Origin of the sequence: Arsenicicoccus sp. oral taxon 190, from assembly GCF_001189535.1 — a bacterium.
Taxonomy (GTDB): domain Bacteria; phylum Actinomycetota; class Actinomycetes; order Actinomycetales; family Dermatophilaceae; genus Arsenicicoccus.
The window spans coordinates 3,273,599-3,288,893 of sequence record NZ_CP012070.1 but is presented as its reverse complement, the minus strand read 5'-3'; the positions used below and the strand labels follow the sequence as shown (position 1 = coordinate 3,288,893).

Below are 15,295 nucleotides of genomic sequence, written 5' to 3'. Positions count from 1 at the left end.
GGGACGACCAGACCGTATGCCGAGACAATCCCCTCCCTCCTTTGACGCCGCCCGGCCGCTGGGGGACTGTTGTCCCGTGGCCCTCCTCCTCGTAATTCCCTGAGCGCACCGTCGATCCCACCGACAGTGCGCGACCCCTGCGTCCCGGTCCTCGGGGCAGGGGTTTTTTCATGACCGGACGCGCACCTGTCCGGACGAGCGCAGGACCACCTGCCGGGCAGACGCCCGGGAGTCAGCAGACGACGACGTCGATATCGCGAAAGTGGTGAAGGACAGTGACCGACTCTCCGTCGAGCGCTGCAGCGCCCGCCCGTCCGGGCCCCGCGCCTGCGCCCAGCCCCTCGAGCGTGGCCGCGACCGTGCGGCACCGCACCCCGGTGGAGGTCACCGGCGCGCAGAGCCTCGTGCTCGCGCTCGAGGCCCTCGAGGTCGACACCGTCTTCGGCATCCCGGGCGGGGCGATCCTGCCGGCATACGACCCGCTCATGGACTCCCGGTCGGTGCGGCACGTGCTGGTGCGCCACGAGCAGGGCGCCGGGCACGCCGCGCAGGGGTATGCGTCGGCCACCGGCAAGGTCGGGGTCTGCATGGCCACCAGCGGCCCCGGCGCCACCAACCTGGTCACCCCGCTGCTGGACGCCCACATGGACTCCGTGCCGGTGGTCGCCATCACGGGGCAGGTCGGCAGCGGCTCGATCGGCACCGACGCCTTCCAGGAGGCCGACATCCGCGGCATCTCCATGCCGATCACCAAGCACAACTACCTGGTCACCGACCCGGCCAAGATCCCGCAGGCGCTCGCCGAGGCCTTCCACATCGCCCGCACCGGCCGCCCCGGCCCAGTCCTGGTCGACATCACCAAGGACGCGCTGCAGTCGACGACGACCTTCGTGTGGCCGCCCACCTTCGAGCTGCCCGGCTACCACCCCGTGACGCGGCCGCACCACAAGCAGATCCGCGAGGCCGCCCGGCTGATCCAGGACTCGCGCAGGCCGGTGCTCTACGTCGGGGGAGGGGTGATCCGGTCCGAGGCCCACGAGGAGCTGCGCCGCCTGGTCGAGCTGACGGGGATCCCCGTGGTCACGACGCTCATGGCCCGCGGCGCCTTCCCGGACTCCCACCACCTGCACCTCGGGATGCCGGGCATGCACGGCTCGGTGGCCGCGGTCACCGCGCTGCAGAAGGCCGACCTGCTGATCACCCTCGGCGCGAGGTTCGACGACCGGGTGACCGGCCAGCTGTCGACCTTCGCGCCCGGGGCGGCGGTCATCCACGCCGACATCGACCCCGCCGAGATCGGCAAGAACCGCATCGCGGACGTCCCGATCGTCGGCGACTGCCGGGAGGTCATCCGGGACCTCATCGACGCGCTCCAGGCCGACTACGCGGCGGGGCAGCGCACCGACTACGCCGACTGGGTCGCGACGGCCACCGGCTGGCGCGAGTCCTACCCGGTGGGCTACGTCCACGAGGACGAGTCGACCATCGCCCCGCAGGCGGTCATCGAGCGGCTCAACGCCCTCGTGGGGCCGGAGGCGATCTACTGCGCCGGCGTGGGCCAGCACCAGATGTGGGCCTCCCAGTTCATCGACTACGAGCGGCCGCGGCAGTGGCTCAACTCCGGCGGTGCGGGGACGATGGGCTACGCCGTGCCGGCCGCGATGGGCGCCAAGGCCGGCGACCCGGACCGCGTGGTGTGGGCCATCGACGGCGACGGCTGCTTCCAGATGACCAACCAGGAGCTCGCGACCTGCGTGGTCAACGACATCCCCATCAAGGTCGCGGTCATCAACAACTCCAGCCTCGGCATGGTCCGCCAGTGGCAGACGCTTTTCTACAACGAGCGCTACTCCAACACCGACCTGCACACCTCCCACCAGCAGGTGCGCATCCCGGACTTCGTCAAGCTCGCAGAGGCCTACGGCTGCGTCGGCCTGCGCTGCGACGACCCCGCCAAGATCGACGAGACGATCGAGGCGGCCATGGCCGTCACCGACCGGCCCGTCGTCGTGGACTTCGTCGTGAGCCGCGACGCGATGGTGTGGCCCATGGTCGCCGCCGGTGTCAGCAACGACCAGATCCAGATCGCCAAGGGCATGGCCCCGAAGTGGAGTGATGACGAGTGAGCAAGCACACCCTGTCCGTGCTCGTCGAGAACAAGCCCGGCGTGCTCACCCGCATCGCCGCGCTCTTCTCGAGGCGGGGCTACAACATCGAGGCGCTGGCCGTGGGGGAGACCGAGCACCCGGAGATCTCCCGGATGACGATCCGCGTGGACGTCGACGTGCTGCCGCTGGAGCAGGTCACCAAGCAGCTCAACAAGCTCGTCGAGGTGCTCAAGGTGGTCGAGCTGCAGCCGGACCAGTCGGTGCAGCGGCACATCATCCTGGTCAAGGTCCGGGCCGATGCGGCCCACCGCAGCCAGGTGCTGGAGGTCGTGGAGATGTTCCGCGCCAAGGTCGTGGACGTGGGGCCCGACACCCTGGTCGTCGAGGCCACCGGCAACGTCCTCAAGCTCGAGGCGCTGCTGCGGGCGCTGGAGCCCTTCGGCGTCAAGGAGCTGGTCCAGTCCGGTCTCGTCGCCATCGGACGCGGGTCGCGCTCCATCACCGACCGCAGCGGACGCTGACCCGGCACCCTGCCCATCCGTATGCCGAGACGCCCGTCTCGTCATACGGCCCATAGACTGAGATGGACGCAACGCCAACCGCGAAGGAGACAGCCCGATGGCTGCTGAGATGTTCTACGACGACGACGCCGACCTGTCCGTGATCCAGGGCCGCAAGGTCGCCGTCATCGGCTACGGCTCACAGGGTCACGCCCACGCCCTCAACCTGCGCGACTCCGGCGTCGACGTCCGCGTCGGCCTCGCCGAGGGCTCCCGCAGCCGGGGCAAGGCCGAGGCCGAGGGCCTGCGCGTCCTCACCGTCGCGGAGGCCGTCAAGGAGGCCGATGTCGTCGTCATCCTCACCCCGGACCAGGTGCAGCGCACGGTCTACGCCGAGGAGATCCAGCCCAACCTCAACGAGGGCACGGCGCTGGTCTTCGGCCACGGCTTCAACATCCGCTTCGGCTACATCACGCCCGACGCCGGCTCGGACGTCCTCATGGTCGCCCCCAAGGGGCCCGGCCACCTGGTGCGCCGCGAGTACACCGACGGCCGTGGCGTCCCCGTGATCGTCGCCGTCGAGCAGGACGCCTCCGGCTCGGCCTGGGACCTCGCCAAGAGCTACGCCAAGGCGATCGGCGGGCTGCGCGCCGGCGGCATCAGGACCACCTTCACCGAGGAGACCGAGACCGACCTCTTCGGCGAGCAGGCCGTGCTGTGCGGCGGCGCGTCGCAGCTGGTGATGTACGGCTTCGAGGTGCTGACCGAGGCGGGCTACCAGCCCGAGGTCGCGTACTTCGAGTGCCTGCACGAGCTCAAGCTGATCGTCGACCTGATGATCGAGGGCGGCATCGCCAAGCAGCGCTGGTCCATCTCGGACACGGCGGAGTTCGGCGACTACGTCTCCGGGCCGCGCGTCATCTCCCCGGAGGTGAAGGAGAACATGAAGGCGGTCCTCGCGGACATCCAGGACGGCACCTTCGCCAAGCGCTTCATCGACGACCAGGACAAGGGTGCGCCCGAGTTCATGGCGCTGCGGGAGAAGGGCGCCCAGCACCCGATCGAGAAGACCGGCAAGCAGCTGCGCTCGCTCATGAGCTGGATCAAGGACGCCGACGCCGACTACGTCGAGGGCTCCGCCGCCCGCTGACCTGCCGCCGGTAGCGCGGTCGACCGGCCTTCCGTGACCAGGCGGATCCAGGGGAGGCCGGTCGATCGCGCGTTGCCGGGCCGAGGGCGTCCCACCTTCGTGGTGGGGCGCCCTCGGCCGTATGCCGCGCTCGGGCGTGCCGCGGCTGCGGAATGCCCCGGCCCCGGCGTGCCGCGGCCCCAGCGTGCCCCCCACCTCGTTGAGAGGCGACAGCTGGGGGTTGTACGGGTCCGGAAACCCCCATCTTTCGCCTCTCAACGGGAGGGCACGCGAGGTGGGAACCCTCCAGCGTGGCTACCCCGGGCAGGTCGGGTCAGGCCCAGGTGAGGTCGTCGAGGACGTCCTGCACGAGAGCGCGCCCAGCCATCCCGGCGCCCTCCAGCCGTATGCCGCGCCGCTGCGCGTCGAGCGCCCGCCGCACCACCACGTCGTGCTCGGGGCGCTGCTGCAGCGCCCACTCGCCGCCCGCGACCTTGCTGACGAGCTCCCCGGTCTCGGCGTACCGCAGCGCCCGGCAGGCGTTGAGCACGGCGTAGGCCTCGTCGGCGTTGTCGACGCCCCAGGAGAGCTCGGCCGACAGCTGGGCGAGCACGTCGTCGCGGTCCACCTCGCCGACGAGCTCCGCCGGGGCCGGGCCGTGCAGCGCGACCCCGGCGGCGCGGGTCACGGCGAGGTGCAGCGCCAGGTCGGGGTCGCCGGCGCCGTCGTCCAGGACGACCAGCGGATCCTGCTGGCGCGCGGTGCGGGTCGTCGCATGCACCACGAACGGCCACGGTGCGCGCGGGGACTCGGCCAACGACCGGCGGATCATGCTGAGCTCCACGGGGATCCGTGACTCGTCGGCGCCCAGGTCCGTCACGCACGTCCGCGCGAGCTCGCGCCAGTCGTGGTCGGCCTGCAGGTCGTCCTGCAGGTCGTCCGAGACCACCACCAGCAGGTCCAGGTCGCTGCGGCCGGGCACCCAGCCGCCGAGCGCCGCCGACCCGTGCAGGTAGACCCCGACGAGACCGCCGCCGCCGGCACCGCCGCCGCCGGCACCACCACCGCCAGCCCCACCACCACCGGCACCACCGCCGGCCCCACCCTCATTCCCGCCCGCGGCCCCACCCGCACCTCCGAGCGCGCTGGTGAGGGTCCCGGTGATGTGGTCGGCGAGCGGCTGCCAGGGGGTCGTCATACGGCCCACCCCATCACAACCCCCCAGATCGTGGACGGGTTGTGTCGCCAGGGCGCCCAAACCGTCCACGATCGCGGAAAGGAGGGGCAGGGGGGAAGGGCGGCCTATGTCATCCAACCTGGGAACAACGGTTCACAGACGTTCACCTGGACGGAGTCTGAAGGTTGGTCTAGCAGGCGTACACCTGTGGCCATGAAGACACGCAACGCAGTCATCGGTGGTGCCCTCGCCCTGACCCTGGTCGGCGGTGGCGGTGCCTACGCTCTGCTCCACAAGACGGCCGGACCGCGCGACAACGGCACCGCCGTCAACTCCATCGGCCAGTGGATCGTGCCCGCCGGGCGCAGCACGACCCTCGGCAACCTCCCCCTCAACGCCGCGATGCACCCCGACGGGCGGCACCTGCTCGTCACCAACGACGGGCAGGGCGTGCAGAGCCTGCAGCTCGTCGACACCGACACCGGGACGGTCACCCAGACCCTGTCCTACCCCACCCCCGAGTCGCTCTACGTCGGCGTCGCCTGGAGCCCGGACGGCAAGACCGCCTACGCCAGCGCCGCGGCGGCCAACAGCAAGATCCGCGTCCTCACCTTCGACGGCGCCAAGCTCACCGAGGGTGCCCCGATCGCCCTGCCCACCATGAGCCCCGAGGGCAAGGCCGTCACCCTCTTCCCGGCCGGCCTCGCGACCACCCCCGACGGCAAGCGCCTGGTCGTCGCCGACCAGCTGGGCAACGCCGTCACCGTCGTCGACCTGGCCACCCGCGCCCAGCAGACGGTCGCCGCCGGTCACCGGCCGATGTACGTCACCGTGTCCAAGGACGGCCGCAAGGCCTACGTCACCAACCAGGGCGCCTCCTCCGTCGGCGTGGTCGACCTGACCGGCGCCGCGCCCGAGCTGACCAAGACGGTCGCCGTCGGGCTGCACCCCAACAAGTCCGTCCTGTCGGCGGACGGGAAGACCCTCTACGTCGCCAACGGGGACGCCGACACGGTCAGCGTGGTCCGCACCGACGTCGACGCCACCGTCAGGACGATCAAGGTCTCGCCCAAGAAGTCGCAGATCGGGTCCAACCCCACCGGCCTCGCGCTGGACGCGACGGGCAAGCGGCTCTTCGTCACCCTGTCCGGCAGCAACGACGTCGCGGTCGTGGACGTCGCCAAGGGCCGGGTGGACGGGCTGATCCCGACCGGGTGGTACCCCAGCCAGGTGGTCGTCGACGGCGGCACCCTGCACATCACCAACGCCAAGGGGCTCGGCGCCGGACCCAACGACGGGCCCGGCATGCCCAACCCGGAGGCCACCACCAAGACCGACCCGCAGAAGTACACCGGGTCGATGATGGAGGGCACGCTCACGACCTTCCCCGTCCCCACGACCGCGCAGCTCGCGCACCTGACCCAGGAGGTCGAGCGCAACAACGCCGCCGTCGAGGCGAAGGGCGCGGTGGTGCCGCGCAAGCCGGGCCAGAAGTCCCCGATCAAGCACGTCATCTACGTCGTCAAGGAGAACCGCACCTACGACCAGGTGCTGGGTTCGGTGGGCAAGGGCAACGGCGACCCCTCGCTGACGCTCTTCGGTGACGAGTCCGCGCCCAACACCCGCGAGCTCGCCCGGCGGTTCACCACGATCGACAACTTCTACGCGGACGCCGAGGTCTCGGCCAACGGCTGGAACTGGGTCGCTCAGGCCAACTCCAACCCGTTCGCCGAGCAGATGTGGCCGGCCAACTACTCCGGCCGCAAGGCGCCCTACCCGTCGGAGAACGGCAACCCCGAGAACGCCGCGCAGGATCCGAACAACTCCTACCTGTGGCAGCGCCTCGACAAGGCCAAGGTCTCGTTCGCCAACTTCGGGTTCTACGTGTCGCCGGTGGGCGGGGAGTTCCACGCGGACGACCCGGTGCTCAACGCGCGCACCGACCACAAGTTCCAGGGCTACGACCTGGCCTGCCCGGACTCGTCCGGCACCTTCAAGGCGACCTGCCTCGAGCCGCGGGTCGACCGGTGGCTCAAGAGCTTCCGCACCTGGGAGACCAACGGCAAGATGCCGACGGTGCAGTTCGTGCGGCTGCCCAACGACCACACCTCGGGCACCAAGGCCGGCCAGCCGACGCCCAAGGCGATGGTGGCGGACAACGACTACGCCCTCGGCCGCCTCGTCGACGCCGTGTCGCACTCGCGCTACTGGCAGGACACGACGATCCTCGTCACCGAGGACGACGCGCAGAACGGCCCCGACCACGTCGACGCCCACCGCACCCTGGCCGTGGCGATCAGCCCCTACTCCCAGACCGGCAAGGTCGACTCGACCTTCTACTCCACCGCGTCGATGGTCCGCACCATCGGCCTCTTCGCCGGGATCGGGCCGCTCACGCAGTTCGACGACTACTCCACCCCGATGAGCGCCTCCTTCACCACCAAGGCGAATCTCGCTCCCTACCAGGTGATCCGGCCCACCTACCCGATGACCACCGTCAACGGTGCGACGGCGCCGATGGCCTCCGTCTCGGCCAAGCAGGACCTCACCAAGGAGGACCAGATCGACGAGCAGACCTTCAACCAGGCGATCTGGAAGTCGGTCCAGGGCAAGGACGCGACCATGCCGGCGCCCAAGCACGACCTGCTCGGTGACACGGCCAAGGCGGAGCGTGCGGCGGAGGCTGCGGCCGAGGCCAACGCCAAGGCAGCGGGCAAGCCCGCAGCGGAGGGCGACGACTGAGTCCGCGATCACCCTTGAGCCTCTGAGCCCCTGAGCCAGGGACGGGCCGTATGGCGAGGCGCAGCAACCGCCCGCCATACGGCCCGGCCCTGCTCGGTCAGCCGAAGGGGTAACGGGCCCGCTCGACGTGGCGGGGCCGCCCCCCGGGGCCCTCGCCCAGGTGGGACTCGACGAGCACGACGTCGGTCACGGTCCACGTCAGGGAGGTGAAGGTCTCGAGCACCTCCAGCCAGCGGCGCACGTCCCGGGGGAGGGCTAGCCGGGCCACCGTGAGGTGGGGGCGGAAGGCGCCGCCCTCGACCTGGGTGCCGGCGCCGTTGGCGGCCGACCGGCACCGCCGTGCGAGCGGCGCCAGGCCGTCGAGGGGGTCGTCCACGCCGAGCCAGAGCACCCGGGCGTCCGCGGTCCCGGGGAAGGCCCCGGCGCCGCGCAGCGTGAGGTCGAAGGGCTCCTGCTGCGTGGCGATCTCGTCGAGGCGTTCGTCGATCCGGTCCACGGACGAGGGGGACACCGACGGCAGGAACGCCAGGGTCAGGTGCCACTGCTCGGGACGGCTCCAGCGCAGGTCCGGGTCGGCGTCGACCCGGGGTTCCAGGAAGGTCTCGAGCTCGGCCAGCACCTCCTCGGGAGGGACGATGGCCAGGAACATCCGGGTGCCGCGACGCATGGCCCCAGCATGGCAGCCGACATCCTGGTCGCGCAGCGCGGCACGGGCGCCTCATCCGACGTATGGTGTCGGCGTCGAAGGAGGCCTGATGGACGCGAAGAAGACGTTCTTGTCGTGGCCGGTGGTGCGTCAGCTCACCGGTGGCGATCCCCTCGGTCGGGGAGCGGCCGCGCAGTCGGCGCGGACCGCCCAGCTCACGCCGCGCACGGTGACGGCCGACTCGGTCGCCCACAGCGTGTGCCCCTACTGCGCGGTGGGGTGTGCGCAGAAGGTCTTCGTCAAGGACGGCAAGGTCGTCCAGATCGAGGGCAACCCGGACTCGCCGGTGTCGCGGGGCAAGCTGTGCCCCAAGGGATCTGCCAGCGAGCAGCTGGTCAACGCGCCCAACCGGCAGACCACGGTGCTCTACCGGCGCCCCTACGCCACCCAGTGGGAGCCGATCGCCCGCGACGAGGCCATCGACATGGTCGTCGACCGCATCGTCGACACGCGCGCCCGCACCTGGCAGGACAAGGACAAGGACGGCCGTCCGCTGCGCCGCACCCTCGGCATCGCGAGCCTCGGAGGAGCGACCCTCGACAACGAGGAGAACTACCTCATCAAGAAGCTCTTCACCGCGATGGGCGCGATCCAGATCGAGAACCAGGCCCGTATTTGACACAGCGCCACGGTTCCCAGTCTGGGAGCCTCGTTCGGTCGTGGCGGCGCCACGAACTTCGTGCAGGACCTGGCCAACTCTGACTGCATCGTCATCCAGGGCTCCAACATGGCGGAGGCCCACCCGGTGGCGTTCCAGTACGTCACCGAGGCCAAGCGCCGCGGTGCCACGGTGATCCACGTCGACCCGAGGTTCAGCCGGACCTCGGCGCTGGCGCACCGCCACGTGGGGATCCGCGCCGGCAGCGACATCGTCTTCCTCGGCGCGATCATCAACTACATCCTGTCCAACGACCTCTACTTCGAGGAGTACGTCAAGGCCTACACCAACGCGTCCTTCCTGCTGCGCGAGGACTTCCAGGACGTCGACGAGCTCGACGGCGTCTTCTCGGGCTACGACCCGGAGACGGCCAGCTACGACACCACGACGTGGCTGTATGCCGAGTCCGGCGAGGCCTCCGACGAGGGCGGCGGGTCCAAGAAGGAGCGGGCGGCCGGTGACGAGCACGGGTCCGGCGGTCCGACGCTGCCGGGCGCCCAGCGGGTGCCCCGCGACGAGACGCTGCAGGACCCGCGGTGCGTCTTCCAGGTCCTCAAGCGCCACTACGCGCGCTACACCCCCGAGGTGGTCGAGCAGTCGTGCGGCATCTCGCGCGAGGACCTCGAGTACGTCGCGCGGGCGATGACGGACAACTCCGGGCGCGAGCGGACCACGTCGTTCTGCTACGCGGTCGGGTGGACCCAGCACTCCGTCGGCGCGCAGTACATCCGCACCGCGTGCATCATCCAGCTGCTGCTCGGCAACGTCGGTCGCCCCGGCGGCGGCGTCATGGCGCTGCGCGGTCACGCCTCCATCCAGGGGTCGACGGACATCCCGACGCTGTTCAACCTGCTGCCGGGATACCTGCCGATGCCCAAGGTCGGTGTGCACGAGAGCCTCTCGGACTACCTCGGCACGATCTCCTCCGACGACCAGAAGGGCTTCTGGTCCAACGCGGAGACGTATGCCGTCAGCCTCCTCAAGGCGTGGTGGGGCGACTCGGCGACCGCCGACAACGACTGGCGCTTCGACTACCTGCCGCGCCTCACCGGGGACCACGGCACCTACCGCACCACCATGGACATGGTGGACGGCAAGGTGGAGGGCTACTTCCTGCTCGGCCAGAACCCCGCCGTCGCGTCCGCCCACGGGCGGCTGCAGCGGGACGGTCTGGCCAACCTCAAGTGGCTGGTGGTCCGCGACCTGCGCCTCATCGAGTCCGCGACGTTCTGGCGGGACTCCCCGGAGATCGAGTCGGGCGAGCGCAGCCCGCAGACCATCGGGACCGAGGTGTTCTTCTTCCCGGCGGCCTCCCACGTGGAGAAGGCCGGGACGTTCACCCAGACCCAGCGGATGCTGCAGTGGCGCGAGCAGGCGGTGCTGCCGCCCGGCGACGCCCAGAGCGAGCTCGACTTCTTCCACGAGGTCGGGGTGCGGCTGCGCGAGCGGCTCGCGACCTCCACGGAGGAGCGGGACCGTCCGCTGCTGGACCTGACCTGGGACTACCCGGTCAACGAGCACGGCGAGGTCGACGCCGAGGCGGTGCTGCGGGAGATCAACGGGCGCCACCTGACCGGCGACAAGGCCGGCCAGCCGCTCAACACCTACCTGGAGATGAAGGCCGACGGCTCGACCGAGGGTGGGTGCTGGATCTACACCGGGGTCTTCGCCGACGGCGTCAACCAGGCCGCCCGCCGCAAGCCCCGCCAGGAGCAGGACAGCACGGCCCTGGAGTGGGGCTGGGTCTGGCCGCTCAACCGGCGGATCCTCTACAACCGCGCCTCGGCCGACCCGCAGGGGCGGCCCTGGTCGGAGCGCAAGAAGCACATCTGGTGGGACGAGGAGTCCGGCCGGTGGGTGGGCAAGGACGTGCCCGACTTCATCCCGGACCGGGCGCCGTCCTACCGGCCCCCCGAGGGAGCGAGCGGTCCCGACGCCCTCGCCGGTGACGACCCCTTCGTCATGCAGGCGGACGGCAAGGGCTGGTTGTTCGCGCCCAAGGGTCTGCTCGACGGTCCGCTGCCGTCGCACTACGAGCCGCAGGAGGGCCGGGTCGGCAACCCCTTCTACACCCAGCAGGCGAGCCCGACCCGTAAGGTCTACGAGCGGGAGGACAACCTCACGGCTCCGGCCCGCGGCCTGCCGCCGGAGGACGACGCGGCGCGCGAGCACCCGGAGGTCTACCCCTACGTCTTCACGACCTACCGGTTGACCGAGCACCACACGGCCGGCGGCATGAGCCGGTGGCTGCCGTACCTGGCCGAGCTGCAGCCGGAGATGTTCTGCGAGGTGTCGCCGGAGCTGGCGGCCGAGCGGGGTCTCGAGCACCTGGGCTGGGCGACGCTCGTCTCGCCCCGGTCGGCGATCGAGGCGCGGGTCATGGTCACCCACCGCATGAAGCCGCTCACGGTGCAGGGCAGGTCCTTCCACCAGATCGGGCTGCCTTACCACTGGGCGACCGGCGGCACCGGGGCGATCGTGTCCGGCGACTCGGTCAACGACCTGATGGGCGTGGCCCTCGACCCCAACGTGCTGATCCAGGAGTCCAAGGTGGGTGCCTGCGACATCCGCGCCGGGCGCCGGCCGCGGGGTCCGGAGCTGCTCGAGCTGGTGAGGTCCTACCGCACCCGGGCCGGCGTCACCGAGGAGACGGGCAACGACCTGCGCTCCGGGGCGGACGTCGACCACAAGGAGCAGGTGGACGAGATGCACGCCAAGGAGCGCGAGGACAGCGGGACCGATGTCAAGGGTGCCTCCGAGTCCGGCGTCGACGACAAGGATGGTGGCCGCTGATGCCCAACTCCCTCTTCGGGCCGCTGGACCCGGCCCCGGACGCGGGCTGGTCCGACGCCCCGCCCCGCAAGGGATTCCTCACCGACACGTCCGTCTGCATCGGCTGCAAGGCCTGCGAGGTGGCGTGCAAGGAGTGGAACATGCTGCCGGAGGACGGCATCGGCCTGCTCGGGTCGTCCTTCGACAACTCCCGGTCGCTGGGCGCGAGCACCTGGCGCCACGTGAAGTTCATCGAGCAGCCGGGACGCGCCGACGACACCGTGCGCGGGCGTCAGCCCGTGGACCTCGGTATGCCGAGCGTCCGGGGCGCGGACCTGGACCCGTCGCCGGCGCCCCAGCAGCCCGAGACCGCCGAGGGCGTGCCCGACTTCCGCTGGCTGATGAGCTCGGACGTCTGCAAGCACTGCACCCACGCGGGCTGCCTCGACGTGTGCCCGACCGGCGCGTTGTTCCGCACCGAGTTCGGCACCGTGGTGGTGCAGGACGACGTGTGCAACGGCTGCGGCTACTGCGTCCCCGCCTGCCCCTTCGGCGTGATCGAGCGCCGGCCGGGCGCCAAGGGCGAGGTGACCAACGCCGGGATCGCCCAGAAGTGCACGCTGTGCTACGACCGGATCGGTGCGGGGCAGACGCCGGCGTGCGCCCAGGCCTGCCCGACCGAGTCCATCCAGTTCGGCGACGTCGTGGAGCTGCGCGAGCGGGGCCGCGAGCGCGTCGCCGCGCTGCACGAGCAGGGCTACACCTCCGCGCGGATGTACGGCGACGACCCGCACGACGGGGTCGGCGGCACCGGCGCGATGTTCCTGCTGCTCGACGAGCCGGAGGTCTACGGCCTGCCCCCGGACCCCGTGGTCACGACCAAGGACCTGGCTGACATCTTTCGCAAGGGCGGCGTCGGGGGCCTCACCCTGCTCGTCGGCGTGGCCCTGTCCTTCCTCGGAGGCCGCCGATGACCACGCCCGCCCAGCAGGAGAGCCGCGAGGGCCTGTGGCCGCAGGAGCAGCGTCGGGAGCGCCGACGCCGCCGGGTCGGCTCCGGGCTCTTCGGGGTGCGCCGCTTCGCCGGCAACGACCGCGGCGAGGCCGCGATGGTGCCGGACGCCGCGTTCACCTCCTACTACGACCGGCCGATCGTCAAGCCGGCGCCGTGGACCCACGACATCCCGGAGTACCTCTTCGTCGGGGGCCTCGCCGCGGGCTCGTCGCTGCTCGCCGCGGGCGCCGACCTCATGGACATGCCGGGGCTGCGGCGGCAGGCGCGGTGGACGGCGCTGGTCTCGATCGGCAGCGCGACCTACCTGCTCATCCACGACCTCGGGCGCCCCGAGCGCTTCCTCAACATGCTCCGGATCGTGCGCCTCACCTCGCCGATGAGCGTCGGGTCGTGGATCCTCGCGGGCTACGGCCCGCTCGCCGGGGTCGCCGCCGTCGCCGAGCTCGCGGGGCCGCTGGAGCGGTCGCTGCCCGCCCCGCTGCAGCCCCTCGCCCGGCTGCTCGGCTGGGTCGGTCGGCCCGCCGGTCTCGGTGCGGCCTTCTTCTCCCCGCCGCTCGCCGCCTACACCGCGGTGCTCCTGGGCAACACCGCCACCCCCGGGTGGCACAGCGCCTACAAGGAGCTGCCGATGGTCTTCGCCGGGTCGGCGGGGGCCGCCGCGGCCGGCATGGCCCTGGTGGCCGCCCCCCACGACGAGACCTGGCCGGCACGCCGGCTCGCCGTCGGGGGAGCGCTGTGGGAGCTCGGCTCGGCCCAGATCATGGAGCACTCCATGGGGATCAGCGCCGAGCTGCTGCACGAGGGGCGGCCCGGTCGGTGGTGGCAGGCCAGCAAGATCTGCACCATCGGTGGCGCCGCGCTGACGGCCGTGGCCGCGCGACGCAGCAGGCCGGCCGCCGTCGTGGCGGGCCTGGCGCTGCTCGCCGGGTCCGTCTGCACCCGCTTCGCGATCTTCGAGGCCGGCATCGACTCGGCCAAGGACCCCCGCTACACGGTGGTCCCGCAGCGGGCCCGCCTCGAGCGCGGCGAACGCACCATGGGCTGACCGGCTCCGGCCTCAGCCACCTGCCGGCGACCCCGCCGCCGGCGACCCCGGCCCGCGGCATCCCCGCGGGCCGGCATACGACACCATCCCCCCGACCCACCACCAAGGAGCCCTCCGATGAGCTCGTCCACCACCGCCGGGGCTCCGGCGACCACCGGACCCAACCGCTGGCTGCTCGTCCTCGGCGGAGTCCTCGTGCAGATGGCCATCGGCGCCATCTACGCGTGGAGCGTCTTCGCCAAGGCCCTGCAGGCCGACGCGTCCGCGCTGCACCTGAGCAAGAGCCAGGCCGCGATCCCCTTCGAGGTCGCCATCGGCATGATCTTCGTCGGCTCCTTCGTAGGTGGGCGGCTGCAGGACAAGCGCGGACCCCGCACCGTCGCGCTGACCGGTGTCGTGATCTACGGGATCGGCATCATCCTCAGCTCCTTCGCCAAGGACGCGGGCCAGCTGTGGCTGCTGGTGCTGGGCTACGGCCTGATCTCCGGCTTCGGGCTCGGCATGGCCTACATCGTCCCGATCGCCATGCTGCAGAAGTGGTTCCCCGACAAGGCCGGCCTCATCACCGGTCTCGCCGTCGGTGGTTTCGGCTTCGGTGCCGTCGTCACGGCGCCGCTCGCGACCAGGATGATCGAGGCCGACCCGGCGCACCCGACCGCGCCCTTCCTGTGGCTCGGCATCGCCTACCTCGTCGCGGGGGTCCTCGGCGCCTCCATCTTCCGCAACCCGCCGGCCGACTACCGCGTCGCGGGCGCCCCCGCCAAGGACGCCACCAGCACGGCGCAGGCCACCGCGTCCTACTCCCAGGCCGAGGCGCTGCGGATGCCGCAGTGGTACCTCCTCACGCTGATCCTGACGCTGAGCGTGACCGCCGGCATCTCCCTGATCTCCATCGCCGCGGGCAGCGCCACCGACATCGCCGGCTACTCCAAGATCGCAGCGGGCAGCCTCGTCGGGATCATGGGCCTGTTCAACGGCGCCGGCCGCATCTTCTGGGCCTGGCTGTCCGACCGGATCGGCAAGATGCCGGCCTTCATCGGCATCCTCGGGCTGCAGGGGCTGGCGCTGATCGCCCTGCCGCACGCCACGAGCCCGATCCTGTTCGCCGTCCTCGCGGCCGTGATCTACACCTGCTACGGCGGTGGCTTCGGGACCATGCCGTCCACTGCCGGCAAGTTCTTCGGCGTCAAGCACGCCGGGGGCATCTACGGCCTCATGCTGATCGGCTGGTCCATCGGTGGGGTCGCCGGCCCGCTGCTCGTGGCCGCCCTCATCGGCAGCACCAAGAACTACACGCTGGCCTACACCGTCGTCGGGATCATCGCGCTGGTCGGCGCCGCGATCCCGTTGATCACCAAGGCTCCTCGCCGCGACTGACGTCTCGACCGACCCCCGGCGCGGCGCGGTTGCGCCGGGGGAGTGACGGTCCGGACCGCCTCCCGCG

At 71.2% G+C, this 15,295-nt stretch carries 10 protein-coding genes; 8 read left to right on the top strand and 2 right to left on the bottom strand.

Annotation, left to right across the window (positions count from 1 at the left end; genetic code table 11):
- Positions 1 to 275: 275 nt before the first annotated feature.
- From ADJ73_RS15320 to ilvC, 3 genes are all read left to right on the top strand, one after another.
- Positions 276 to 2,126, top strand: a complete 1,851-nt coding sequence (locus ADJ73_RS15320) for an acetolactate synthase large subunit (RefSeq protein WP_050348986.1) — start codon at positions 276 to 278, stop codon at positions 2,124 to 2,126.
- Complete coding sequence (ilvN, locus tag ADJ73_RS15315) at positions 2,123 to 2,629, top strand: acetolactate synthase small subunit (protein WP_050348985.1); 507 nt, start codon at positions 2,123 to 2,125, stop codon at positions 2,627 to 2,629. Before ADJ73_RS15320 ends, ilvN begins: the two co-directional genes overlap by 4 nt.
- Before the next feature lie 97 nt (positions 2,630 to 2,726).
- Positions 2,727 to 3,758, top strand: coding sequence for a ketol-acid reductoisomerase (gene ilvC, locus ADJ73_RS15310; protein ID WP_050348984.1), 1,032 nt, complete (start codon positions 2,727 to 2,729; stop codon positions 3,756 to 3,758).
- A 313-nt stretch (positions 3,759 to 4,071) separates the two neighbouring features.
- Here the strand turns inward: ilvC and ADJ73_RS15305 are convergent, their stop codons facing one another.
- On the bottom strand, positions 4,072 to 4,935 hold the full coding sequence (locus tag ADJ73_RS15305) for an aminoglycoside adenylyltransferase domain-containing protein (protein ID WP_050348983.1): 864 nt from the start codon (positions 4,933 to 4,935) through the stop codon (positions 4,072 to 4,074).
- 192 nt (positions 4,936 to 5,127) lie between these two features.
- Here ADJ73_RS15305 and ADJ73_RS15300 point away from each other — a divergent pair, with 192 nt between their 5' ends.
- On the top strand, positions 5,128 to 7,656 hold the full coding sequence (locus tag ADJ73_RS15300) for an alkaline phosphatase family protein (protein ID WP_216593651.1): 2,529 nt from the start codon (positions 5,128 to 5,130) through the stop codon (positions 7,654 to 7,656).
- Positions 7,657 to 7,753: 97 nt separating this feature from the next.
- Here ADJ73_RS15300 and thpR read toward each other — a convergent pair whose 3' ends face one another.
- Complete coding sequence (thpR, locus tag ADJ73_RS15295; RefSeq protein ID WP_050348982.1) at positions 7,754 to 8,323, bottom strand: RNA 2',3'-cyclic phosphodiesterase; 570 nt, start codon at positions 8,321 to 8,323, stop codon at positions 7,754 to 7,756.
- A gap of 88 nt (positions 8,324 to 8,411) precedes the next feature.
- Here thpR and fdh point away from each other — a divergent pair, with 88 nt between their 5' ends.
- From fdh to ADJ73_RS15270, 4 genes are all read left to right on the top strand, one after another.
- Positions 8,412 to 11,813, top strand: a complete 3,402-nt coding sequence (gene fdh, locus ADJ73_RS15285) for a formate dehydrogenase (protein ID WP_172669738.1) — start codon at positions 8,412 to 8,414, stop codon at positions 11,811 to 11,813.
- Positions 11,813 to 12,766, top strand: coding sequence for a 4Fe-4S dicluster domain-containing protein (locus ADJ73_RS15280; protein ID WP_050348980.1), 954 nt, complete (start codon positions 11,813 to 11,815; stop codon positions 12,764 to 12,766). Before fdh ends, ADJ73_RS15280 begins: the two co-directional genes overlap by 1 nt.
- Positions 12,763 to 13,851 (top strand): NrfD/PsrC family molybdoenzyme membrane anchor subunit, encoded by a 1,089-nt coding sequence (gene nrfD, locus ADJ73_RS15275; protein ID WP_216593650.1) that lies wholly within the window; start codon positions 12,763 to 12,765, stop codon positions 13,849 to 13,851. Before ADJ73_RS15280 ends, nrfD begins: the two co-directional genes overlap by 4 nt.
- A gap of 117 nt (positions 13,852 to 13,968) precedes the next feature.
- A complete protein-coding gene (locus ADJ73_RS15270) occupies positions 13,969 to 15,228 on the top strand; it encodes an L-lactate MFS transporter (RefSeq protein WP_050348979.1) in 1,260 nt (419 codons plus the stop codon).
- The last annotated feature ends 67 nt before the right edge of the window (positions 15,229 to 15,295 follow it).

What these genes read in the sequence shown, in the direction of transcription:
- ilvC (WP_050348984.1), top strand. Translation starts at nt 2,727, where the DNA reads ATGGCTGCTGAGATGTTCTACGACGACGACGCCGACCTGTCCGTGATC.
- ADJ73_RS15280 (WP_050348980.1), top strand. Translation starts at nt 11,813, where the DNA reads ATGCCCAACTCCCTCTTCGGGCCGCTGGACCCGGCCCCGGACGCGGGC.
- ADJ73_RS15270 (WP_050348979.1), top strand. Translation starts at nt 13,969, where the DNA reads ATGAGCTCGTCCACCACCGCCGGGGCTCCGGCGACCACCGGACCCAAC.
- ADJ73_RS15300 (WP_216593651.1), top strand. Translation starts at nt 5,128, where the DNA reads ATGAAGACACGCAACGCAGTCATCGGTGGTGCCCTCGCCCTGACCCTG.
- nrfD (WP_216593650.1), top strand. Translation starts at nt 12,763, where the DNA reads ATGACCACGCCCGCCCAGCAGGAGAGCCGCGAGGGCCTGTGGCCGCAG.
- thpR (WP_050348982.1), bottom strand. Translation starts at nt 8,323, where the DNA reads ATGCGTCGCGGCACCCGGATGTTCCTGGCCATCGTCCCTCCCGAGGAG.
- ADJ73_RS15305 (WP_050348983.1), bottom strand. Translation starts at nt 4,935, where the DNA reads ATGACGACCCCCTGGCAGCCGCTCGCCGACCACATCACCGGGACCCTC.